Origin of the sequence: Actinophytocola oryzae (assembly GCF_004364325.1) — a bacterium.
Lineage (GTDB): Bacteria > Actinomycetota > Actinomycetes > Mycobacteriales > Pseudonocardiaceae > Actinophytocola > Actinophytocola oryzae.
Window position 1 is genome coordinate 131,101 of the sequence record NZ_SOCP01000019.1, and the last position, 22,795, is coordinate 153,895.

General features: G+C 70.8%; 18 protein-coding genes. 14 read left to right on the plus strand and 4 right to left on the minus strand.

Features of this window, described 5'->3' with window-relative positions; genetic code table 11:
- The first annotated feature begins 117 nt into the window (after positions 1-117).
- The 11 genes from CLV71_RS37175 (at position 118) to sepH (ending at position 12,719) form a co-directional block, all read left to right on the plus strand.
- On the plus strand, positions 118-1,269 hold the full coding sequence (locus tag CLV71_RS37175) for a citrate synthase 2 (RefSeq protein ID WP_133907600.1): 1,152 nt from the start codon (positions 118-120) through the stop codon (positions 1,267-1,269).
- Positions 1,270-1,370: 101 nt separating this feature from the next.
- On the plus strand, positions 1,371-2,213 hold the full coding sequence (locus CLV71_RS37180) for an ABC transporter ATP-binding protein (RefSeq protein ID WP_208297943.1): 843 nt from the start codon (positions 1,371-1,373) through the stop codon (positions 2,211-2,213).
- A 40-nt stretch (positions 2,214-2,253) separates the two neighbouring features.
- Positions 2,254-3,075 carry an ABC transporter permease gene (locus CLV71_RS37185; protein WP_133907601.1) on the plus strand — a complete coding sequence of 274 codons (822 nt, stop codon included), beginning with the start codon at positions 2,254-2,256 and terminating at the stop codon, positions 3,073-3,075.
- Positions 3,036-4,241, plus strand: coding sequence for a sensor histidine kinase (locus CLV71_RS37190; RefSeq protein ID WP_208297944.1), 1,206 nt, complete (start codon positions 3,036-3,038; stop codon positions 4,239-4,241). Before CLV71_RS37185 ends, CLV71_RS37190 begins: the two co-directional genes overlap by 40 nt.
- A complete protein-coding gene (locus tag CLV71_RS37195) occupies positions 4,238-4,864 on the plus strand; it encodes a response regulator transcription factor (RefSeq protein WP_133907603.1) in 627 nt (208 codons plus the stop codon). Before CLV71_RS37190 ends, CLV71_RS37195 begins: the two co-directional genes overlap by 4 nt.
- Positions 4,865-4,928: 64 nt before the next feature.
- Positions 4,929-6,287 (plus strand): serine hydrolase domain-containing protein, encoded by a 1,359-nt coding sequence (locus tag CLV71_RS37200; RefSeq protein WP_133907604.1) that lies wholly within the window; start codon positions 4,929-4,931, stop codon positions 6,285-6,287.
- Positions 6,288-6,401: 114 nt separating this feature from the next.
- The gene (locus CLV71_RS37205; RefSeq protein WP_133907605.1) at positions 6,402-7,574 is read left to right on the plus strand and encodes a thioester domain-containing protein; all 1,173 of its coding nucleotides are present in this window, start codon (positions 6,402-6,404) and stop codon (positions 7,572-7,574) included.
- A gap of 103 nt (positions 7,575-7,677) precedes the next feature.
- Positions 7,678-7,836, plus strand: a complete 159-nt coding sequence (locus CLV71_RS50795) for a hypothetical protein (RefSeq protein ID WP_166664412.1) — start codon at positions 7,678-7,680, stop codon at positions 7,834-7,836.
- 55 nt (positions 7,837-7,891) lie between these two features.
- Positions 7,892-9,016 (plus strand): phosphoserine transaminase, encoded by a 1,125-nt coding sequence (serC, locus tag CLV71_RS37210; RefSeq protein WP_133907606.1) that lies wholly within the window; start codon positions 7,892-7,894, stop codon positions 9,014-9,016.
- Position 9,017: 1 nt separating this feature from the next.
- A complete protein-coding gene (locus CLV71_RS37215) occupies positions 9,018-9,854 on the plus strand; it encodes a phosphoribosylaminoimidazolesuccinocarboxamide synthase (RefSeq protein ID WP_133907607.1) in 837 nt (278 codons plus the stop codon).
- Positions 9,855-9,971: 117 nt separating this feature from the next.
- Positions 9,972-12,719: a septation protein SepH gene (sepH, locus tag CLV71_RS49770; RefSeq protein WP_243867144.1), complete on the plus strand. Its 2,748-nt coding sequence runs from the start codon at positions 9,972-9,974 to the stop codon at positions 12,717-12,719.
- Positions 12,720-13,154: 435 nt separating this feature from the next.
- Here the strand turns inward: sepH and CLV71_RS37230 are convergent, their stop codons facing one another.
- The gene (locus tag CLV71_RS37230) at positions 13,155-13,400 is read right to left on the minus strand and encodes a hypothetical protein (RefSeq protein ID WP_243867117.1); all 246 of its coding nucleotides are present in this window, start codon (positions 13,398-13,400) and stop codon (positions 13,155-13,157) included.
- 135 nt (positions 13,401-13,535) lie between these two features.
- Here CLV71_RS37230 and CLV71_RS37235 point away from each other — a divergent pair, with 135 nt between their 5' ends.
- Positions 13,536-15,323: an ABC transporter ATP-binding protein gene (locus CLV71_RS37235; protein WP_133907608.1), complete on the plus strand. Its 1,788-nt coding sequence runs from the start codon at positions 13,536-13,538 to the stop codon at positions 15,321-15,323.
- The gene (locus CLV71_RS37240) at positions 15,320-17,155 is read left to right on the plus strand and encodes an ABC transporter ATP-binding protein (RefSeq protein WP_133907609.1); all 1,836 of its coding nucleotides are present in this window, start codon (positions 15,320-15,322) and stop codon (positions 17,153-17,155) included. Before CLV71_RS37235 ends, CLV71_RS37240 begins: the two co-directional genes overlap by 4 nt.
- Positions 17,156-17,224: 69 nt before the next feature.
- Here the strand turns inward: CLV71_RS37240 and CLV71_RS37245 are convergent, their stop codons facing one another.
- The 3 genes from CLV71_RS37245 to CLV71_RS37255 all read right to left on the minus strand — a co-directional run bounded on the left by CLV71_RS37245 (position 17,225) and on the right by CLV71_RS37255 (position 21,067).
- Positions 17,225-19,456 carry a fibronectin type III domain-containing protein gene (locus CLV71_RS37245; RefSeq protein WP_166664413.1) on the minus strand — a complete coding sequence of 744 codons (2,232 nt, stop codon included), beginning with the start codon at positions 19,454-19,456 and terminating at the stop codon, positions 17,225-17,227.
- Positions 19,457-19,612: 156 nt separating this feature from the next.
- Positions 19,613-20,206, minus strand: a complete 594-nt coding sequence (locus CLV71_RS37250) for a DUF2537 domain-containing protein (RefSeq protein WP_243867119.1) — start codon at positions 20,204-20,206, stop codon at positions 19,613-19,615.
- A gap of 15 nt (positions 20,207-20,221) precedes the next feature.
- Positions 20,222-21,067: a TrmH family RNA methyltransferase gene (locus CLV71_RS37255; protein WP_133907611.1), complete on the minus strand. Its 846-nt coding sequence runs from the start codon at positions 21,065-21,067 to the stop codon at positions 20,222-20,224.
- 130 nt (positions 21,068-21,197) lie between these two features.
- Here CLV71_RS37255 and CLV71_RS37260 point away from each other — a divergent pair, with 130 nt between their 5' ends.
- Positions 21,198-22,697, plus strand: a complete 1,500-nt coding sequence (locus CLV71_RS37260; protein WP_133907681.1) for a glutamate-cysteine ligase family protein — start codon at positions 21,198-21,200, stop codon at positions 22,695-22,697.
- Positions 22,698-22,795: the final 98 nt, after the last annotated feature.

Here is a 22,795-nt window from a genome sequence, read left to right on the forward strand (position 1 = left end):
GGACAATTGCCACCGAGGTAGAAAGAAGAGGAAGGTTGGTTGACCGCGCGGCCCGGGGGAACGGTGCGAATGCCGCGCGATGAAAGCTCGGGGACTGGCGGAGAGGCTGGTAAAACCATGCACAGCGCGGTGCGGCAGGCAGACACACCGGCGGCGGCCGAGCCCGACGACGGCTTTCGACCCGGACTGGAGGGCGTTGTCGCCTTCCGCACCGAGATCGCGGAACCGGACCGCGACGGTGGCGCCCTGCGTTACCGCGGCGTGAACATTGAGGACCTGGCAGGCAAAGTCACGTTCGGCGACGTGTGGGCACTCCTCGTCGACGGCCGTTTCGGCAAGAGCCTGCCGCCCGCCGAGCCGTTCCCGATCCCGGTCCACACCGGTGACGTGCGGGTCGACGTGCAGGCGGCACTTGCCATGCTCGCCCCCATCTGGGACTACAAGCCGCTGCTGGACATCACCGAGGCCGAGGCACGCGACCAGCTCGCGCGGGCGTCGGTGATGGCGCTGTCGTACGTGGCGCAGTCCGCCAGGGGCATCGGCCGCGCGGCGGTGCCGCAGCGGCGGATCGACGAGTGCTCGACCATCACCGAGCGGTTCATGACGCGCTGGCGCGGCGAGCCGGACCCGGCACACGTGCAGGCCATCGACGCCTACTGGGTGTCGGCCGCCGAGCACGGCCTCAACGCCTCCACCTTCACCGCCCGTGTCATCGCGTCGACCGGCGCGGACGTCGCGGCGGCCCTGTCCGGCGCGATCGGCGCCATGTCCGGTCCGCTGCACGGCGGCGCGCCCGCCAGGGTGCTGCCGATGATCGAGCAGGTCGAGAAGGTCGGCGACGCGCACAAGGTCGTGTCCGGCATCCTCGACCGGGGCGAGCGGATGATGGGTTTCGGGCACCGCGTGTACCGCGCGGAGGACCCCCGCGCCCGAGTACTTCGCCGCACCTGCAAGGAGTTGGGTGCCGCAAGGTACGAGGTGGCCGCCGAGCTGGAGCAGGCCGCGCTGACCGAGCTGCGTGAGCGCCGCCCCGACCGCGCGATCGAGACGAACGTCGAGTTCTGGGCCGCGGTGATCCTGGACTTCGCGCAGGTGCCGCCGCACATGATGCCGTCGATGTTCACGTGTGCCCGTACCGCGGGCTGGTGCGCGCACGTGCTAGAGCAGAAGCGGACCGGCCGCCTGGTCCGGCCGTCGGCGAAGTACGTGGGCCCCGGCCCGCGGACGCCGGACGAGGTCGAGGGCTGGGAGACGGTCACCTCCTACTGAGGTTTCACCCGATCGGGACGCCACTGTCCACCGATCGGATGACAGCGGGATTCAGTCGCGCGGACGTTTCCTTCCCGCGGCTGTCGCGACACGATTTCCCCATGACCGCCATACAGATCCGTGGGCTTCGCAAGTCCTACAACGAGGTCGCCGCGGTGGGCGGCGTTGACCTCGACGTGCGGCAGGGCGAGGTGTTCGCCCTGCTCGGCCCCAACGGCGCGGGCAAGACCACGACCGTCGAGATCCTGGAGGGGCACCGCCACCGCGACGCGGGCGACGTGTCGGTCCTCGGCGAGGACCCCGGCACCGCGGGCCGCGCGTGGCGGGCCCGGATCGGCATCGTGCTCCAGACGGCAAATGACGCCGCCGAGCTGACCGTCCGGGAGAGCGTCCGGCACTACGCGGGGTACTACCCGTCACCGGCGCCCGTGGACGAGGTCATCGAGCAGGTCGGCCTGACGGAGAAGGCGGGCACGCGGGTGAAGGCGCTGTCCGGGGGTCAGCGCCGTCGCCTCGACGTGGCACTCGGCGTGATCGGCCGGCCGGAGCTGGTGTTCCTCGACGAACCGACGACCGGCTTCGACCCCGAGGCCCGGCGCCAGTTCTGGGACCTGGTCAGGAGCCTCGCGGCAGGCGGCACGACCATCCTGCTGACCACGCACTACCTCGACGAGGCGGAGGCGCTCGCGGACCGGGTCGCGGTGATCGCGGGCGGGCGCATCGTGGCGGAGGGCACCCCGGCGACGCTGGGCGGCCGCTCCACGGCGAAGGCCACCGTGAGCTGGCTCGACGAGTCCGGGCCGCGGTCCGTGCTGACCGACACCCCGACGGCGTTGATCGCCGAGCTGTCCCAGGGCCGCGAGCTGGCGGAGCTGACGGTGACCAGGCCAAGCCTGGAGGACACCTACCTGGAGCTGATCGGCAGGCCACGGGACCTGGCCTGACCCGCCCCCTCCCACTTCCCGAACAACAGGAGCGTTCGTCATGACCACAGCCGCTTTACCGTCCGCCGCGTTGCCGTCCTCCGTCAGGACGGGGCTCTCGCGGGGCGGCGTCGAGGTCCGGCAGTTCTTCCGCGCCAAGGAACAGGTGATCTTCACCTTCACGTTCCCCGCGATCATCCTCGTGCTGCTCGGGTCGATCTTCGACGGCAGGTACGGCGACGGGGTGTCCGTCGGGCAGGTGTTCGCGGCCAGCATGGCCGCCTCGGGCATCGTGGCGACCTCGTTCGTCAACCTCGGCATCAGCGTCGCGCTCGACCGGGAGGACGGGACGCTGAAACGTCTGCGGGGCACGCCGGTCACGGCGGGCGCGTACTTCGCGGGCAAGATGGTGCTCGTCGCCGTCGCCAGCCTGGGTGAGCTGGTGTTCCTGGTGGTCGTTGGCATGATCCTGTTCGACGTCACGCTGCCGACCAGCGCGGACAGGTGGTTCACCTTCGTCTGGGTGTTCGTGCTCAGCATCGTCTCGTGCTCGCTCGTCGGCGTCGCCATCAGCGCGGTCGCCAAGTCCGCGCAGAGCGCCGCCGCCGTGGTGAACGTGCCCTACATCGCGCTGCAGTTCATGTCCGGTGTGTACATCACGATCGACTCGCTGCCGACGTGGATGCAGAACGTCGGGTCGCTGTTCCCGATCAAGTGGGCGGCACAGGGGTTCCGCTCGGTGTTCCTGCCGGACAGCATGATGGCGAAGGAGGCGGCCGGATCATGGGAGCTCGGGAAGACGGCACTGGTCCTCGGCGGCTGGTGCGTGCTGGGACTGGCGCTGTGCCTGCTGACGTTCCGCTGGACGAACAAGCGCGACTGAGGTTCAACGCCTGGCGGCGCTGGTTCTGGCTCTGGGACGTCTACTTCACGATCGGTTTCGTCTCGGTCGGTCTGCTGCTGATCTCCGACGAGTGGGCCACGCCGACCGACCGGACCGTGTCGGTCGGCGCGCTCGTGACGATGGCGGTCTGGTATCTCGCCTTCGGCCGGGCGGTCGTCTCGGCCCACGTCGACCCGCCGGTGTGGCGGGGGCGGGTGTTCATCCTCGGCGTCGTGGCACTGCTCGTCACCGGTGTGCTCTTCGTGACGTCCATGTCGTTCGCGTTGTTCATGGTGTGCCCGCTGGTCTTCATGTCGCTGCCCCTGCGCGACGGGATCATCGTGGTCATCCCGATCAACATGCTCCCGGTACTCGCCACCCTCGCGGGTGACGGCTGGGAGGCGACGCTCCTGCAGTTCTTCCCGGGCTCGCTGTTCACCCTCGCGTTCGCCGTCCTGCTGGGCACGTGGATCACGAAGATCGTGACGCAGAGCCAGGAGCGGGCCGAGTTGATCGAGGAGCTGGAGCACAGCCGCGAGGAGGTAGGGCGGCTCTCCCGCGAGGCGGGGGTCGCCGCGGAACGCGCCCGGCTCGCCGCCGAGATCCACGACACGCTCGCGCAGGGCTTCACCAGCCTGGTGACGCTCGTCCAGGCGGCGGAGTCCGAGCTCGACCGGGACAGCGAGCAGGCACGCGGGCACCTCGCGCTCGCGGCCCGCACCGCGCGGGAGAACCTGACCGAGGCACGGGCGCTCGTCGCGGGCCTCACGCCGACCGCGCTGGGCACCGGCTCGCTCGACCAGGCCATTCACCGCCAGGTGGAACGCTTCGCCGAGGAGAACCCGGTCACGGTGACCTACCACTCGGACGAGGACAGCGTCGCGCTGCCGACCGTGCTCGAGGTGGTGCTGCTGCGGATGGTGCAGGAGTCGCTCACCAACGTGCGCAAGCACTCGCGGGCCACGGAGGCGACGATCACGTTGCGGGTCGGGGACAGCTGCGCGTCCATGCGCGTCGCGGACAACGGGGTCGGCTTCGACCCCGACCGGCCGGGGGACGGCTTCGGCCTGCGGGGCATGCGAAACCGGGCCGAGCAGGTCGGCGGGCGGCTGTCCGTGCACAGTGGACCGGACGGGACTGCGGTCGAGCTGGAGGTGCCGAGATGAGAGCTATCCGGGTGATGCTCGTCGACGACCACCCCGTCGTCCGGGAGGGGCTGCGCGGGATGCTGGAGTCCGAGCCAGACCTGACGGTCGTCGGCGAGGCGGGGACCGGCGAGGAGGCCGTCGCGCGGGCACGGGTCGTCGCCGCGGACGTGATCCTCATGGACCTGCGGATGCGTGGCCTCGACGGCGTCGGCGCCACCGAGCGGATCATGGCCGACGACCCCGGCGCGAAGGTGGTCGTGCTCACCACCTACGAGACCGACGCGGACATCCTGCGTGCGGTCGAGGCGGGCGCGGCGGGCTACCTGCTCAAGGACGCGTCACGCCAGGACCTCGCGGGCGCCATCCGCGCCGCGGCACGCGGGGAGACCGTGCTCGCGCCGTCGGTCGCGGGCAGGCTCGTCAACCGGGTGCGCCGACCGGCCACGCACGCGTTGTCCGCGCGGGAGGTGGAAGTGCTCGCGCTCGTGGCGAAAGGTCTGACGAATGCGGATATCGGACGTGCTCTGCACATTTCCGAGGCGACCGTGAAGACGCATTTGCTGCGCACTTTTGGAAAGCTCGACGTGTCCGACCGAACCGCCGCCGTGACGACCGCCATGGCGGCGGGACTCCTTCCTTGACCCGGCAACTGGTAACGCTCGTGACGGCGAGCGATCACCCGGGATATTCGGTAAGAATGCGCCCATGCTGCAAACCACCGAGTTCGCCCTGCTCCGCCGACTCGCGGCCGAGCAGGCGGAGAGCCGGGCGCCCTCCCTCGTCGCCGCGGTCGTGCGTGGCGGTGACGTTCTGTGGACCGGCGCGCGCGGCGAGGTCGACGGCGCGAGGCCGACCGACGACACCCAGTACCGCATCGGCTCGATCACCAAGACGTTCATAGCGGTGCTGGTGATGCGGCTGCGTGACGAGGGCCTGCTCGACCTGAACGACGAGCTCGACAAGCACCTGCCCGGAACGTCCTTCGGACATCTGACCATCGCGCAGCTGCTGTCCCACACCGGCGGCCTCACGTCCGAGTCGCCGGGCGTCTGGTGGGAGCGCGCGGTCGGTGGCGACTGGCCGGAGCTGCTCGGCCACATGGACGAGAACGTGCTCAAACTCCGTGCGGGCGCGCGGTTCCACTACTCGAACGTCGGTTTCGGCATCCTGGGGCAGCTGGTCGCCGAGTTGCGGGGGAACTCGTGGCTCGACGTGCTGAACACGGAGGTCCTCGCGCCGCTGGGGATGAGCCGCACGACGCCGATGCCCGAGGCGCCGCACGCGCTCGGCTGGGCCGTGCACCCGTACGCGGACGTGCTGCTGCCGGAGCCGACCCCGGACGCGGGTGCGATGGCGCCTGCGGGCCAGCTGTGGTCGACCGTGACGGACCTGGCTCGCTGGCTGCGGTTCATGGCCGGTGACGCGGGCACCGTGCTGCACCCGGACACGGTCGAGGAGATGCGCGCACCGGTGGCCGTCGAGGACGCCGCCGCGTGGACCAGCGCCTACGGGCTCGGTTTCCAGACGTGGCGCGACGGGGGCAGGCGGCTCGTCGGGCACGGCGGCTCCATGCCGGGCTTCCTGGCGAACGTCGTGGTCGACCCGGCGACGACGACCGGCGCGCTCGCGCTCACGAACTCGACCGCGGGTGTCGGCGTGTCCGCGCTGTCGCTGGACATCCTCAAGCTGGTGGACGATTACGAGCCCGCGCCGCCCGCCGAGTGGCGCCCGCTGACCAGCGTGTCGCAGGACCTGCTCGCGCTGACCGGCCAGTGGTTCTGGGGCCCGTCACCGTTCGTGCTGCGGCTGTCGGCGGGCGGCTGGGTCGAGCTGCGTCCGGCGGCGGGCGGTGGCCGCGGCTCGCGGTTCCGGCCGACCGGCGAGCACACCTGGGTCGGCCTCGACAACTACTACGCGGGCGAGACGCTGCGGCTGCACCACCACGAGGACGGCACGGTCAGCCACCTCGACCTCGCGACGTTCATCTTCACGCGTACGCCGTACGACCCGAAGGCGCCGATCCCAGGTGGACTCGACGGTCGCGGATGGCGACCGATCGACTGAAACGTTCCGGGGTACTACGCCGATCGGGTAACCGGGGTATCCACTTTCGAGTGACGTGGAAGCCCTATGTATCGTCCTGGTCTGCCGTCGGGGAAGTGACCACAAGGGAGAGTCATGCCTCGATTCGCGCGTGCCGGCGCCGCCCTGGCGGGTGCGTCCGCCATCCTGCTCGCGGTGGCCAACCCGGCCGCCGCCGACCCGGCGACGGGCCGGACGGACGCCGGCGGCAACGTCATCGGCTACCAGGTCAACGTCGGAGACGACTGGCTCGGGACGCTCCCGACGAACCTGCTCGGCTTCAAGCTGTCCGACGGCACCGAGCTGTCGATGTACTGCGTGGAGATCCACACGGACATCGACGGTGACCACGACATGGTCGAGCGGCCGTGGGACGACTACCCGAGCGCGGACTCCCCGTTCAACACGAACCGCGCGAAGATCAACTGGGTGCTGCACCACGGCTACCCGGCGCTTGGCCTGGAAGCCATCGCCGCGCAGCTGCCGACCCCGCCGCACGACGGGCTGGACGTCCTCGAGGCCATCGCGGCCACGCAGGCCGCGGTCTGGCACTTCAGCGACGGCGTCGACCTCAACCGCGACGACCCGCTGTCGGGTGACGCCTCGGACGCGCAGGACGCCGAGGACGCGCTGGCGCTGTACGACTACCTGACCGGCCCGACGAACACGGGCATCGGCGAGGCACCCATCCCGGCGCTGTCGATCGACCCGACCGACGACGACGGCCAGGCGGGCACCCGCATCGGCCCGTTCACGGTCAGCACCAACGCGACCGTCGAGCAGCTGACGGCGAACCTGCCCGACGGCGTCCGGGTCACCGACGCCGACGGCAACGAGCTGGCCGCCGGTGCGGTCACCGACGGCACGGAGCTGTACCTGGACGTGCCTGCCGGGACCGAGGACGGTGACGGGACGTTCGAGCTGACCGCGTCGGCGAGCGTCGACACGGGCCGGCTGTTCGTCGGCGAGAACTACGCCAAGCACCCGACGCAGTCACTGATCGTGGCCGCGGCCGTGAAGACGACCCTGACGGCGTCGGCAGGCGCGTCGTGGACCGCCGCCCCGCCGACCACGACCACCACCACGACGACCGAGAGCGTCCCGCCGACGACCACCGTCCCGCCGACCACGACGTCCGTGGCCCCGGTGGCGGAGGCGAGCCTCCCGGAGACGGGTGCGTCGGTGTTCACGCCGATCGTGATCGGTCTGGTCCTGGTGGGCGCGGGCATCGGCGCGCTGCTGTTCCTGCGCCGCCGCCGCAACGCCTGATACCCGCGCCGGTGGCCGGCTCACTGCCGGCCACCGGCGTTGTCATGCCAGGGCCTCGGTCGGCGAGAGACGTGCCGCACGCAGGACCGTCGCAGGCGATCCGGTGCTGCTGGAGCGCCTGGTCACCAACCTCGTGCACAACGCGATCCACTACAACGAACGCGGCGGCTCGGTCGCGGTGAAGCTGCCCGTCCAGGCACGCACAGTGGCGAACGACACCACCGGCCCCCAAGTGATGCTCGGAGCGGGTGCGGGAGACTGAAGGCGGCAACGGCGCCGCGCAGACACCCCCCTTTCACGTGGAGAGAAGCCGTCCTATGACGCAGACCTCGACCGACCTGGTGATTCCCGCCGACCTGAAGCCCGCCGACGGCCGCTTCGGCTCCGGCCCGTCCAAGGTCCGCCCCGAGCAGCTGGCCAGGCTCGCCTCCGACGGCGCGGCCGTGATGGGCACGTCCCACCGCCAGAAGCCGGTGAAGTCCCTGGTCGGACGGGTCCGGTCCGGGCTGCGGGACCTGTTCTCGCTGCCGGAGGGCTACGAGGTCGTGCTCGGCAACGGCGGCACGACGGCGTTCTGGGACGCGCTGGCGTTCGGACTGGTTCGCGAGCAGGCGCAGGCGTTCACGTTCGGTGAGTTCTCGTCGAAGTTCGCGAAGGCCGTGACCACGCCCTATCTCAAGGAGCCCGTGGTCGTGAAGGCCGAGCCGGGCACCGCACCCGCCATCGAGTACGCCGACGGCGCGGACGTCGTCGGCTGGGCGCACAACGAGACGTCGACGGGTGTCGCCGTGCCGGTCGTGCGGCCCTCGGGCTCGGACTCGGCGCTGGTCGCCATCGACGCGACGTCCGCGGCGGCCGGCCTCCCGGTCGACGCCGAGGACTACGACGTGTACTACTTCGCGCCGCAGAAGGGCTTCGCGTCCGACGGCGGCCTGTGGTTCGCGCTGATGAGCCCGGTGGCGCTGGAGCGCGTGGCGGAGATCGGCGCGAACGGCCGCTGGGTGCCGGAGTTCCTGTCGCTGCCGACGGCGCTGGAGAACTCGCTCAAGGACCAGACGTACAACACGCCGTCCATCGCGACGCTGTGGCTGATGGCGGACCAGATTGACTGGATGCTGGCGGGTGGCGGCCTTTCGTGGACCACCAAGCGCTCCGCCGACTCGGCCGAGGCGCTCTACTCGTGGGCTGAGGCGGCACCGTTCGCGTCGCCGTTCGTCGCGGACCCCGCGCACCGGTCGAACGTCGTCGGCACGATCGACTTCGCCGAGGGCACCGACGCCGCCGCGATCGCCAAGGCACTGCGTGCCAACGGGATCGTCGACGTCGAGCCGTACCGCAAGCTCGGCCGCAACCAGCTGCGCGTCGCGATGTACCCGGCCGTCGACCCGGCCGACGTCGTCGCGCTGACGAAGTGCGTCGACTGGCTGGTGGAGCGGATCTAGGGTGCAGCACGTATACAGCGGCAAGGTTCGCGAGATCTACACGGACGGCGAGGACCTGCTGCTGGTGGCCTCGGACCGGGTGTCGGTGTACGACGTCGTGCTCCCGACACCCGTCCCGGACAAGGGTGCGCTGCTGACGCAGCTGTCCGTGTGGTGGTTCGGCCAGCTCGCGGACATCGTGCCCAACCACCTGGTGTCCGCGACGGACGTGCCCGCCGAGTTCGAGGGCCGCGCGATCCGCTGCAGGCGCCTGGAGATGGTGCCGTTCGAGTGCATCGCCCGCGGCTACCTGGTCGGTTCGGGGTTGAAGGAGTACCAGGCGACGGGTGCCGTGTCCGGTGTCGCGCTGCCGCGCGGGCTGGTCGAGGGCTCGCGGCTGCCGTCACCGATCTTCACGCCCACCACCAAGGTGTCCGACGGCGGGCACGACGCCCCGGCCACGTTCGAGGACGTGGCCGCGGCTGTCGGCCTGTCGACGGCGACCCGGCTTCGCGACCTGACGCTGGAGGTGTACCGGCGGGGCGTCTCCCGTGCGGCCGAGAACGGGATCATCGTCGCGGACACCAAGCTGGAGTTCGGTGTGGACGGTGAGGGCGTCCTGACGCTGGCCGACGAGGTGCTGACACCGGACTCGTCACGCTTCTGGCCCGCCGAGGAGTGGGAGCCGGGCCGGGCGCAGCACGCGTACGACAAGCAGTTCGTGCGTGACTGGGCGGTGAGCACCGGGTGGGACAGGACCCCGCCCGCCCCGGAGATCCCGTCCTCCGTGGTCGACGCGACGCGCGCACGCTACGTAGAGGCCTACGAGAAGATCACCGGATTGCCCTGGCGGGGCTGAGCCCAAAAGGGCAAGATCACTGGAACGGTACTCGGCGCGCCTCGCGCGTCAAGAAGACTCGCCGATCTAACGTGGGCTTGTGGCGAGGTGAAGTCTCAGTCGCTCGAGGAGGCCGCGATGCGTGCGCTGCGGGTCGTGGGACTCGGGGAGGATGGCAAGATCGTTATCCTCGAGTCCGACCGCGGCGACCGTTACCAGGTCCCAGCGGACGAGCGCCTGCGTGCGGCGGCCAGAGGAGACGTCACCCGACTCGGTCAGATCGCCATCGAGCTGGAGAGCCAGATGCGTCCTCGTGAGATCCAGTCCCGCATCCGTGCGGGAGAGTCTGTAGAGCAGGTCGCGGCAGCGGCCGGCGTGCCGCCCGAGAAGGTGGAGCGCTTCGCCTACCCCGTCCTGCTCGAGCGGTCGCGTACCGCCGAGCTGGCGCAGCGTGCCCACCCCGTTCGCGAGGACGGCCCTGACGTGCAGGAACTTGGCGAGGTCGTCTCCCAGGCGTTCGTCGCCCGAGGGCAGGACTATCTGGCGGCCGTCTGGGACTCGTGGAAGGGCGAGGACGGCAAGTGGGTCGTCCAGCTGACGTGGACGGCCGGTCGTTCGAACAACCACGCCCACTGGTCGTTTCACCCCGGTGCCCACGGCGGCACGGTGACGCCGCTCGACGACCACGCACTAGACCTCCTCGACCCCAACCCGAACCGCCAGCTACGCACCGTCCGCGCCGTGACCGAGCTGGCCGCCCAGGCGTTGCAGGTGGCCGAGCCACGTCGCCAGGCAGTCAACGGCGGCGAGCCGCCACGGCGGGGCGACGAGCAGGAGTACGCCCAGGACTTCGAGCAGGACGGGATGGCGGGGCAGCAGGAGCTGCCGGTTGACGACCCGTACGGGTCGCGCTACTCGCGCCCGCCGGAGCCCTACCGCCCGATCCCCGAGCGCTACTACCAGGACGAGTCTCCCCGCTACCGCGACGACCCGGATGACCGCCGCGACCGTCGTGCCGAGGACACACGCACGCGGCAGGACCGCTACTCCCCCGAGCCGCGCTACCGCGACGAGGACCGCGACCGCTACCGCCCGGAGCCGCGTTACCGCGAGGAGCCGTCTCCGCGCGCGTACACGCGCGCGGACGAGGACCGCTACCACGGTGACCCCTACGGCGACCCGGCTCCCCGCGACCGCCGCGCCTCCGACCGCGACCGCACGGACCGTGACCGCCTCGACCGTGACCGCCTCGACCGCAGCGAGCGCACGGACCGCGGCGAGCGCCGCCCCGCCCCACCCCGCGACCGCCGCGACGAGGACCGCCACACGCTGTCGGACCCGGAGCGCACCGACCGGCTGCCCTCGGTCGGCCGAGCCCGCCCCGACCTGGACTACCGCGACCGCCAGCAGTCACCCGACGATGACCGCCGCGACCGCGACGACCGCCGAGCAGCACCCGACGACGGCAACCGCCGCACAACGCCCGACCGCGACGACCGCCAGGCCGCCGTCGGCCGAGACCGCCGGCTGCCGGCCGACCAGGACCGCACCCACCGCCCCGAGGCGACGGAGGAGCGTGCCTCCCGCCCGACCGAAACGGTCGAGGACCGCCCGGCGCGGGAGACAGTCACCGCCGACCGCCTCACGCGGGAAGCGGCGTCGGCCCAGGACGGTCCCACCCGCCGATCGGCGGCCGAGGAGGACCGCCTCGGCCGCGAGCCGGCACCGGCCCGAGACCGTTCCGACCACCAGGCAGCGCTCGACCTGGGCCGCTCCGACGGCGAGCCGGCGCCCGACCAGGAGCGCCCGGCGGCTTCCGCCGTTGCCGGTCCTGAGCACGAGACAGCATCGGGCCAAAGCCGGCACGACCGCGAGGCAGCGCCCGAGTCCGGCCGGCCCGGCAGCCAGGCAGCATCCGACCGGGACCGTCTGGCCCGCCAGGCTGCCGACGACCAGGGCCGCACCGACCGTCAGACGGCGCCCGACCAGAACCGCTCCACCCAGCAGGCTCCCGCCGACCTCCGCCGCCCCGACAGCGAGACGGCATCCACCCGCCCCACGCACCAGACGGCGTCCGAACCAGGCCATTCCGACAGCCAGGACCTCAAGGCGGCATCCGGCCTCGGTCATCCCGACCACGAGACAGCCTCAGGCCAGGACCGCCCTGCCGAGCGAGCAACGTCCGACCAGGACCGCCCCGCCGCACAGACCCCTGGCCAGGACCGCGAACCGGCATCCGACCCGGCCCGTCCCGACAGCCCGGCGGCATCCGACCCCAAGCGGACCGACAGCCCGGCGGCGTCCAACGCCAAGCGGACCGACAGCCCAGCGACGTCCGACCCCGAACGGGCCGACAGCCCCGCGGCGTCCGATCCCGCACCGTCCGACCCTGCGGCGTCCGACCCCGCGGCCCAGCCCAACCGCCCGGCAGCGGCCGGCACCCCGGAGCCCTCGGCTGCCGGAGCCGAAGCGTCCGAGCCGGGCGAAGACCGTCAACCATCACCGGCCACCCCCGAACCGGCGGCCGCCACGACTTCCCAGCCGTCCCCACCGGCAACGGAACCCGCCCAACCGCGCGCAACGCGCCCGACCACACCAGCCACCGACCCGGAGCCGGCATCCCCGGCCTCCACCCCGGCCGCGGCAAGCACCGCCTCGCCAGCAGCAAGCCCGGCCGCGCCAGCAGCAGAAGAGGAGCCCGGCCAACAGGCCATCCCCGTCACCATGCCCACCGAAGAAACCACCTCTCAAGAACCAGCCGCGAAGGCTGAACCGACCCCACCCCCAGCCGCGACGCCTCCCGCCCGCAAGGGCAAGGGCCGCAAGGCCCGCCCAAGCGTCCCGTCCTGGGAAGACGTACTGCTGGGTACCCGCAGTAACCGCTGATCGCTCGGTCGGACACGCGAGTCGAGCACTCGCGTGTCCGCCACCGACGTCAATTCTGCCAGCTCAGCGGGCATGGCGGCCGAAGTTGTCCACAGGTTCGGAGTTATCCACAGGCAGGGCAGAACCCCCCCTTTTCGTCACCCACTGCTAGTAGACTGGCATGGCGGGAGGCCCCCGGGATCGGGTGGGGGCTGGGTATCGCGCGCGAGCGATGATCAAGCTTTGGCCGGCGCCTTGTGTCGGCGGTTGCGCAGCCGAGGGCCGCCAGGTGGGGGCAGGACGGAGGGTGCCACTGCGGATCAGGATCAGCACGGGGCGTCTCGTCGACGCGCTCGCGGTGCCACTCGTTGCGCAGACAGCCTGCGGTCGCTGACCAGGCGGCGGGTACGGCACCCAGGGGCCATGGGCGCCCGTGCGTGACGGACGACGCGTAGGTCAGACCCGACCGGGCCGCGGAACCTCGTTCAGCAGGTGCAGCGGCCAGCCCTCCCGCTCACACCAGTCCTCCGCCTCCTCGCGGGTCAGCCACGTCGAACCACGCGGCCGGGTGGTTCGCAGCCGCGTCCAGCCGTCCGGGGCCAGCACGTGCAGCTGTCCCTCCCGCAGCGCGAGCAACCGACCCTCGGGAAACGCCATCGTCGCCTCGGTGCGCAGGAAGCGCACCACCTCCGGTCGAGTCATGCCCGAATGATCCCGCAGCGTTGACCTCCACCGCACTGGAGGGCGCACTCTGGCCTCGGCGGGCCAGGGCCGGGAAAACCAGATGCCGCGAACCAGCATCTCGCCTACCGTCGAGAACGGCACCGTGGGGAGATCATGAGCACAACTCAGTCACATCAACCTGCCCGCAGCACGAACATCAACGCACTGCGACGACTCGGCGCTTACCTGCGACCAGTCCGGGGCCGGATGCTCGGGTCCGGCACCGCCGTCTTCTGCTCGATGCTGTGCGGGCTCGCCATCCCGCTGCTCATCCAGCGGATCCTGGACGGCCCCGTCGCGCACCACGACACCGGCGGTCTTGCCCTGCTCGTCACCGGCATCGCCGTGGTCGGCACCGGCGAGGCCCTTCTCTTCTACCTCCGCCGCCGACTGATCGCCGGACCGAGCACCAGCGTCGAGGCACGTCTTCGCGACGACCTCTACCACCACCTGCAGAGCCTGCCGATCGCGTTCCACGACCGGTGGCAGTCGGGGCAGCTGCTGTCCCGCGCCGTCTCCGACCTGTCGACGCTGCGCCGCTTCATCGCGTTCGCGCTGATCTTCCTGATCACCAATACCGTCGTGCTGGTGGTCGGGCTCGTCGTCCTGTTCGTCCTGTCGCCGACGCTCGGGATCATCTCGCTCGTCTGCGCCGCGCCGCTCATCCTCATCTCGACGCTGTACGAGTCGAAGTACGCCGTCCTCGCCCGCCGCTCGCAGGACCAGAACGGCGACCTCGCCACGACCGTCGAGGAGTCCGTGCTCGGCGTTCGCGTGCTCAAGGCGTTCGGCCGGGGCAGGCACCTCGCCGACCGCTTCGCGCGTGAGGCGAAGGAGTTACGCAGGACCGAGCTGCGCAAGGTCCACACTGTCGGCCTGCTCTGGGCGGCGATCATCGTGCTGCCGGAGTTCGCGATCGGTGGGCAGCTGCTGTTCGGCACGTTCGCGATCGTCGACGGCACCATGACCGTCGGCACGCTGGTCGCGGGGGTCGCGGTCGCCACCTACCTCCGCTGGCCCACCGACTCGATCGGCTGGCTGCTCGCCGAGACGAACCAGGCCGCGACCGCCGCCGCCCGCTACTTCGAGGTGCTCGACGCCGAGATCACGATCACGAGCCCCGCGCACCCGAAGTCGCTGCCCGCGAAGGCCCGCGGTCACGTCCGGTTCGACGACGTCCGCTTCGCCTACCCGGGCAGCGAGGGCGAGGAGGTCCTGCGCGGGATCAACCTCGACCTCCGGCCGGGCGAGACCGTCGCGCTGGTCGGCGCCACCGGGTCCGGCAAGACCACGCTGACCGCGCTGGTCGGCCGCCTCGCGGACGTCACGGGCGGGCGGATCACGGTCGACGGCGTCGACGTGCGGGACCTCGACCTCGCGGACCTGCGCACCACGGTCGCGACCGCGTTCGAGGAGCCGGTGCTGTTCTCGGCGAGCGTGCGGGAGAACGTGGCGCTCGGTGCCACCGGCGCGACGGAAGCCGATGTGCGACAGGCACTCCAGGTCGCGGCGGCGGACTTCGTCGATGACCTGCCGTGGGGCCTGGACACGCGGATCGGCGAGCAGGGCCTGTCCCTGTCCGGCGGCCAGCGGCAGCGCCTCGCACTGGCACGCGCGGTGGTCGGCAGGCCGTCGGTGCTGGTGTTGGACGACCCGCTGTCCGCTTTGGACGTCCACACCGAGGCGGAGGTCGAGCACGCGCTGCGCAGCGTCCTTTCCGACGTCACCGCCCTGGTGGTGGCACACCGCTCCAGCACGGTCCAGCTGGCCGACCGCGTCGCGATGCTGTCCGACGGGAAGATCACCGCGATCGGCCACCACTCGGATCTCCTTGCCACCAACGAGAACTACCGTGCCATGTTGTCCACAATGGATGAAGAGCGCGACGAGGTGGTCGCATGAGCACCCCGACGGAAGAGGACTGGCGCGGCGTCGCCGCGGAGGACAACGAGGAACTGAACGCGCTCGTCAGCACCCGTCTGCAGACGCGGTCCCGTCGCCTCCTCGTGTCGCTGGTGCGGCCCCGCCTCGCTGTCGCGCTGCTGGCGCTCGGGCTCGTGGTGCTGGAGAACCTGCTGACGCTGGTCGGCCCGCTGGTGATCGCGGTCGCCATCGACACCGGCATCCCCGACGCGCTCGCGGGTGACACGACCGTGCTGGCGTGGTGCGTCGGCGCGTACGTGTTCGCCGGCCTCGGTTCGGCGGCCACGCGGTTCGCGTTCCTGAAGGTCGCGGGCCGCTTCGGCCAGGACGTGCTGCTCGACCTGCGCGAGCGCGTGTTCCGCCACGCGCAGCGGCTGTCGATCTCGTTCCACGAGAAGTACACCTCCGGCAAGGTCATCTCCCGGATGACCAGCGACATCGACTCACTGCACGACCTGCTGGAGGACGGCCTCGACGGCCTGCTGACGGCGGTCCTGTCGGTGGTGGGCATCGCCGTGATGCTGCTGGTGCTGGACACGCCGCTCGCGCTGGTCGTGCTGGCCGGCCTGATACCGCTGGCGTGGGTGACGCGCTGGTTCTACCTCAGCTCGCGCAACGCCTACCGGGACACCCGGGGCGCGATCGCGAAGGTCATCGTGCAGTTCGTGGAGACCATGAACGGCATGCGTGCCGTGCAGGCCTTCCGCCGCGAGGACCGCAACGAGAAGATCATGGCCGCGCTCAACGACCGGTTCCGGGCAGCCAACAAGGAAGCCCTGATCGTGGTCGCGCGCTTCACGATGACCGTGCGTCTGGTCGGCAACCTGTCGCTCGCGCTGGTGCTGGCGATCGGTGCGGTGCGGGTGGTCGGCGGTGGTCTCGAGCTTGGCGTGCTGACGGCGTTCACCCTGTACCTGCGGCGGTTCTACGACCCGCTCGACGAACTGGCGATGTTCGCGAACTCGTACACGTCGGCGATCGCGGCGCTGGAGAAGATCTCCGGCGTGCTGGAGGAGGAGCCCGCGGTGGTGGAGCCGTCCGCGCCGCTGCCGCTGCCGGTCCGGGACACCGGCCGCCGGATCGACTTCGAGGCGGTGGAGTTCCGGTACTCGGCGACGACTCCGGTGGTGTTACCGACGTTCGACCTGCGTATCCAGGCGGGTCAGACGGTGGCGCTGGTGGGTGCGACGGGTGCGGGCAAGTCGACGATCGCGAAGCTGGTCGGCCGTTTCTACGACCCGTCGGCGGGCGCGGTGCGGCTGGACGGCGTCAACCTGCGGGACCTCGCCGACGACGAGCTCCGCCACGAGGTCGTCACGGTCACGCAGGAGAACTTCCTGTTCGCCGGGTCGGTCGCGGACAACATCGCGCTCGGCCGCCCGTCGGCGAGCCGTGCGGAGATCGAGGCAGCGGCGACGGCGGTCGGTGCCGACGAGTTCATCTCGGCCCTGCCGGACGGGTACGACACGGACGTCCGCAAACGTGGCGGCCGGCTGTCCGCGGGGCAGCGCCAGATGGTGGCGTTCTCGCGGGCGTTCCTGGCCGACCCCGCGGTCCTCGTGCTGGACGAGGCGACGTCGAGCCTGGACGTGCCGACGGAACGGGCGGTGCAGCGGTCCCTGGAGTCGGTGCTGTCGGAGCGGACCGCGCTGATCATCGCCCACCGGCTGTCGACGGTCCTGATCGCGGACCGCGTCCTGGTGGTCGAGGGCGGCCGCATCGTGGAGGACGGCTCACCGGCAGAGCTGATCGAGGGCCGTGGCGGCCGGTTCGCCGCGCTGCACCGCACGTGGTTGGAGTCGCTCGCCTGACCCGACGGGACCGGCCCGCCCGACGGGACCGGCCCGCCCGACGGCACCGAACACTCGCTGTCGAGCTGGTCAGCCCTCACCTTCCCAGACCAGATCGTTCGAACGTGTCTCGACGCCGTCGGGACCCGTCACCGTGACCCACACGGTGTAGCCCGCCTCGTGGTAGGCGAACTGGTCGGTCACGCAGTAGCCGGTTTCGTCGGTCGTGCAGGTGCCGCCGGGGTTCTTGTAGTCCGGATGGGTCGAGTGCGGCATCAGGTCGTACCGCGTGTTCGGCTGCATGCCGACGAGCTCGACGTGCATCCAGGCGCAGTCGGGGTCGGGTGAGCACCATTCCTGGGTGTCCGGCCCTCTGGTCAGCGTCACGTGTCCGGCGGCGGGCGGCGGGGTGCCGTCGACGGTGACCGACGCGGTCTCCCCGTGCAGGATCGTGCCGTCCGGCAGTCTGCTGTCGGTGCGCACGGAGAAGGTGACCTGCCCGTTCGCCGGGATCTGGTCGAACTCCACGACCGTCTCCGTCGTGTACTGCACCGGCACACCGGTCACGGTCACCACGTGGTGCACCAGCGCGTTGCCGTTCAGGTCCGGTGGGGTGAAGGTGAAGCTCGCGTGCCCGGTGGCCGGGTCGTAGCCCGGGTCGAGGTTGGTCGGCGCGGCGGGCGGTCCGCCCGCCGGCGCGAGCGGGGTCACCGGGTTGGACGCGGCGCCGGGGCCCGCGCCGACGGCATTCACGGCGTTGACGGTGAAGGTGTAGGTCGTGCCGTTGGCCAGGCCGGGGACGACGCTCGTACGCGCGTCGCCGGGCACGGTGGTCTCCCCACCCGCCCACGTGACGCGGTAGCCGGTGATCGGGGACCGGTTGTCCTGCGCCGGGTTCCAGGTGACGGTGGCCGACGCGTCACCGGCGGTGGCGTTGACGGCGGTGGGCACGCCAGGAGGGCTCGGCGGCACCACGGGTGGCGGAGGCGGTTCCTCCTCGACGACGGGTGGCGGCGGGGGTTCCTCCTCGACGGGTGGCGGCGGGTCCTGCCGTGGCGGCGACTGCTGTTGCTGCGGCCCGTTCTGCTGCGGCTGCTGGGTCTGCGGGTTCCGAGGTGGCACCGGGTCCCGCACCGGCGGCTCTGTCAACTCCGTCCCCGGTTTGGGCGCGGCGAGCGGGGCGTCCGGGTCCTGACCACCGGACGGCTGGACAGACCTGTCCTTGCCGTCCTCGTCGCTGATCGGGACGTCGGTGACGCCGCCGTCCTTGTCGACCACCACGACGTGTCCGCCCTCGGCACCGTCGACGTAGATGCGGTCGTCCTCACCCCGGGTCAGGCGCGGGTCCCCGCTCTCGGCCGGGATCTCCTTGCTCTGCCTGTGTTTTCCTTCTCTGTCGTAGACGGACAGGGTGCTCGTGGTCAGGTTCACCACAGCCACGACCGATCCGGTGGACACCGGACCGGCGTACTCGCCGTCGTCCAGGTCCACGGTCACCGGCTCCTCCTGGCCGAGGCCCGCGGTACCCAGACCGGCGTCGACAAGGTGCATGCGCTGCCCGTCGAGGATCGCGATCCGGCCACCCACCTCGGTACTGGCCAACCGTGCGTCGTCGGCGACGTCCACCCCGAGCGAACGCGGCTCACCGAGACCGTCCTTCTCCACCACCTGGAAGGTGTCCTCGCGGGCGTCCACGAACACCACACGCCTGCTCACAACCGACAACCCGCCAGGATGCCCTTTGGGCAACAGCACCGGACACGACACCTGGACAGCGCCTGCGGGCAGCTGGCACAGCAGACCAGCCTTGACGCGCGGCAACCACACGGTGCCGTCGCGAGTGGCGACCGGGGTGCCGACCGGCCCGCCCAACGACAGGACCAGATGGTCGTCGCCGAGCCGGACGATCTGGCCGGTCTCCCGGTACACCAGGTACGGCCCGCCCGCGGTCTCGACCCCGACCGGTAGCTCCCGGGACGGCGTGACCCTGGAGTCCTCCACTGACAGGCTCGACTTCCCGAACTCCGTGATCCGCGAGTCCCCCACCACGTAACCGCTGGTGTCCCCCTGGAAAACCTGATCACCGGCGTTGCCCGGCACCCGACCGCGTGCGTCCACATCGCCGGTCGAACCGTCCACGTGGAACACCGACTGCAACGACGAGTTGTACACCCAGTGACCCGGCAACAGGAACTGCACGGCCGACACGGGATTGGTGCTACCGAGAACCGCCGCGGCCACGCCGGCCACACAGGCCAGTACGACGGCCACGACCGGCAGGCGGGCGCGCAGCGACCTCCCGAGCACCGCCTTGTCAGACATGGCCACACGGTAAAAGTAATCGGTTGGCGATGTCCAACTTCCGGTATGACACCTTGATGTCAGACACGTCGACCCCACAGGAGAGGAGTGGGGCGGCGACCCGCGGAGGACGACGAACGCCTGGCAACGCATGCCGCTGGAGTCGTCGCCTGAGCGCTAGAAGATCACGAAGGGTAGCGCCACCCAGGCCAGGCCGAGGCCAATCGCCACGCCGTAGGCCACCCAGCGCCAGATCGGCTGGCGCTTGATCAGCCACAGTGACGGCAGGAGCCCGGCGGTCACGACGAGGTTCGACGCCACGGCGAGCAGCGAGTACGTCTCCGCCAGCGTGGCGGCCAGTGTGACGACTGTCACGACGGTCAGCGCGAGGCTCGCCGCCGTGACGGTCAGCCCCGTCAGCCACGGCACCGGTTCCACCGGACGTGGCGGGCGGGGCGGCCGCTTCGGCCGCAGGACCGGTTCCACCGTCGACTCCGTGCCCGACAGCGGGTCGACGTAGACCACGGAGACGCCGAGCGACTGCGCCACCCTGCCCGCCAGCTGCAGGCCGCGGCGCGACACCACCGACCCGGCCGCCGCGCCTGGTTCGGCGCGGCCGACGGCGGCAGCGACCTTCGCCCACTCGTGCAGGGCGTCGGTCAGCTCGGTACCGAGCGGCAGCCGGTCCGGCTCGGTGACGCGTTCGCCGTCGTCGTCCTCGTCCACCAGGACGGCACGGTCGCCGCTCGCACGCAACTGGATCCCCGACATCGACACGCTCCGAAACTACCGACCCGCGCCCAGCGCGTAGAAGGCGACCGCGCCGGCGGTCGCCACATTGAGTGAGTCCACGCCACCCGACATGGGGATCCGCACCGCGACGTCCGACGCGGCCACCGCTTCCGGTGTCAGGCCAGGGCCTTCCGAGCCGAGCAGCACGGCCGCCTTGTCCGGCATGGCCACTGAGGACAGTTCGACCACACCGGACGGCGTGAGCGCCATCACCGTGAAGCCGTTGTCCTGCAACAATTTCAACCCGTCCGGCCAGGGCGTGAGTGTCGTGAACGGCACGGAGAGCACGTGTCCCATGGAGACTCGCACACTACGCCGGTACAGCGGGTCGGCGCAGCCGGTGCCGAGCAGCACACCGTCCACGCCGAACGCGGCGGCGTTGCGGAACAGCGCGCCGAGGTTCTCGTGGTCGCCGACGCCCTCCAGCACGACCAGCCGCCGCGCGCCGTCGACGATGTCAATCGCCGCCGGCGGTTCCGGGCGACCGGCCATTGCCAGCACACCCCGGTTGAGGTGAAAACCAATCACCTCCGCCATGATCTCGGCCGTCGTGACGTACACGGGCGCGTCGAGGTCGTCGATCGGGAGGGTCTCCAGCTTGCGCCGCACCCCCAGCATCGACCGCACGGGATAGTGGGACGCCAGCATGCGACCGACGGCGATGACCCCTTCCGCTATCACCAGGCCGAGCCCGCCAGGCCGGTCGGGCCTGCGGTCGGCGGTGCGCAGGAAGCGGTACTCGTCGAGTCTTGGGTCGTTCGGATCGGTCACCTCGAGCACCCCGACATGCTTCCACACGACGAGAACTTCACTCGCTGGTGTTACGTCACCTAAGCGCATGTCTTGCTCTGCGTAACAACGGCTCGCGATCGATGCACCTTTTTGGCCCCTAGCAACGACCTTCGGGCATATGTCACGGTTGACGTTCCGCGCGCACGCCGAACAGCTCGGTTCGGCCGGGAGGGGCGGTATGGGTCAGGACATCGCGACCGAGACGTTCAACCGCTCGGATCGCCAGCAGTACCGGTTCAAGGTCCAGCGTTGCCTGGACGCCCTGGCGAGAATGCTCACCGAGGGCGGCTTCGCCACCTCACCACCGAAGATCGGCCTCGAGGTCGAGCTGAACCTGGTGGACGACGGCCTCCAGCCGGCCATGGCCAACACGGTGGTACTGGAGAAGCTCGACGACCCGTCGTTCACCACGGAGCTCGGACAACACACGATCGAGTTAAACGTGCGGCCCCGACCGCTCACCGGGGTGAACGCACTCGAGCTCGACGTGGAGCTGGGCGAGTCGCTGGCCGATGCCAACGCGAAGGCCCAGGACGCGGGCGCGGGCATCGTGATGATCGGCATGCTCCCGACGCTCCGGGACGAACACCTCAAGGCGCGCTGGCTGTCGAACAACCACCGCTACGCGGTGCTGAACGAGCAGATCTTCGCCGCCAGGGGCGAGGACATGGTGCTCTCGATGGACGGCCCGGCGATCCCGGGCCAACGCGGCGAGCGGTTGCGCGAGTCGATGGACTCGATCATGCCGGAGGCCGCGTGCTCGTCGGCACAGCTGCACCTGCAGGTGCCCCCGGAGGAGTTCGCCGCGCACTGGAACGCGGCGCAGTGCCTTGCCGGGGTTCAGGTGGCGATCGCGGCGAACTCGCCTTTCCTGCTGCGCAGGGCACTCTGGCACGAGACGCGGATCCCGCTGTTCCTCCAGGCGACGGACGTCCGTCCCGACGAGCTGAAGAACCAGGGCGTGCGGCCCCGGGTCTGGTTCGGCGAGCGGTGGATCACGTCGGTCTTCGACCTGTTCGAGGAGAACGTCAGGTTCTTCCCCGGCCTCCTCCCCGAGGTGGACGAGGAGGACCCGTTCGAGGCGCTGGACGAGGGCCGGACCCCGAAGCTCGCCGAGCTGCGGCTGCACAACGGCACGATCTGGCGCTGGAACCGCCCGGTCTACGACGTCATGGACGGTGTGCCCCACCTGCGTGTGGAGAACCGGGTCCTCCCGGCCGGCCCGACGGTCGTGGACCTCATCGCGAACGCGGCGTTCTTCTACGGCGCCCAAAGGGCTCTGGCCACCGCGGAGCGTCCGGTGTGGACGCGGATGTCGTTCCAGGCCGCGGAGGAGAACCTCTACGCGGGTGCACGGCACGCGTTCGACGCCCAGCTGTACTGGCCAGGCGCCGGCTGGATTCCCCCGGACGAGCTGGTCCTGCGGCTGTTGCTCCCGCTGGCACACGAGGGCCTGCGGGAGTGCGGGGTCGCGGACTCGGTGCGTGAGCGGTACCTGGGGGTGATCGAGCAGCGCTGCCTGGCGAGGCGAACGGGTTCGACGTGGCAGCGGGAAGCGGTCGCCCACCTCGAGTCCACCGGGATGGACCGGGACGCCGCACTGGTCGGCATGCTGGCCAGGTACCGCGAGCTCTCGGAGGAGAACACCCCCGTGCACACGTGGCCAGCCATGGCGTGAACGAACACGAGTCCCCCCGCTCCGGCAGTGCCGTCTGCCGTATCGGAGCGGGGGGACTCGCTGTTCCCGAACTGACTGCCGCTCCCACCACGAAGCGA

Excerpts from the sequence above, each read along its gene's own strand:
- CLV71_RS37175 (WP_133907600.1), top strand. The coding sequence starts at position 118 with ATGCACAGCGCGGTGCGGCAGGCAGACACACCGGCGGCGGCCGAGCCC.
- CLV71_RS37180 (WP_208297943.1), top strand. The coding sequence starts at position 1,371 with ATGACCGCCATACAGATCCGTGGGCTTCGCAAGTCCTACAACGAGGTC.
- CLV71_RS37185 (WP_133907601.1), top strand. The coding sequence starts at position 2,254 with ATGACCACAGCCGCTTTACCGTCCGCCGCGTTGCCGTCCTCCGTCAGG.
- CLV71_RS37195 (WP_133907603.1), top strand. The coding sequence starts at position 4,238 with ATGAGAGCTATCCGGGTGATGCTCGTCGACGACCACCCCGTCGTCCGG.
- CLV71_RS37200 (WP_133907604.1), top strand. The coding sequence starts at position 4,929 with ATGCTGCAAACCACCGAGTTCGCCCTGCTCCGCCGACTCGCGGCCGAG.
- CLV71_RS37205 (WP_133907605.1), top strand. The coding sequence starts at position 6,402 with ATGCCTCGATTCGCGCGTGCCGGCGCCGCCCTGGCGGGTGCGTCCGCC.
- serC (WP_133907606.1), top strand. The coding sequence starts at position 7,892 with ATGACGCAGACCTCGACCGACCTGGTGATTCCCGCCGACCTGAAGCCC.
- sepH (WP_243867144.1), top strand. The coding sequence starts at position 9,972 with ATGCGTGCGCTGCGGGTCGTGGGACTCGGGGAGGATGGCAAGATCGTT.
- CLV71_RS37230 (WP_243867117.1), bottom strand. The coding sequence starts at position 13,400 with ATGACTCGACCGGAGGTGGTGCGCTTCCTGCGCACCGAGGCGACGATG.
- CLV71_RS37235 (WP_133907608.1), top strand. The coding sequence starts at position 13,536 with ATGAGCACAACTCAGTCACATCAACCTGCCCGCAGCACGAACATCAAC.
- CLV71_RS37240 (WP_133907609.1), top strand. The coding sequence starts at position 15,320 with ATGAGCACCCCGACGGAAGAGGACTGGCGCGGCGTCGCCGCGGAGGAC.
- CLV71_RS37245 (WP_166664413.1), bottom strand. The coding sequence starts at position 19,456 with ATGTCTGACAAGGCGGTGCTCGGGAGGTCGCTGCGCGCCCGCCTGCCG.
- CLV71_RS37250 (WP_243867119.1), bottom strand. The coding sequence starts at position 20,206 with ATGTCGGGGATCCAGTTGCGTGCGAGCGGCGACCGTGCCGTCCTGGTG.
- CLV71_RS37255 (WP_133907611.1), bottom strand. The coding sequence starts at position 21,067 with ATGCGCTTAGGTGACGTAACACCAGCGAGTGAAGTTCTCGTCGTGTGG.
- CLV71_RS37260 (WP_133907681.1), top strand. The coding sequence starts at position 21,198 with ATGGGTCAGGACATCGCGACCGAGACGTTCAACCGCTCGGATCGCCAG.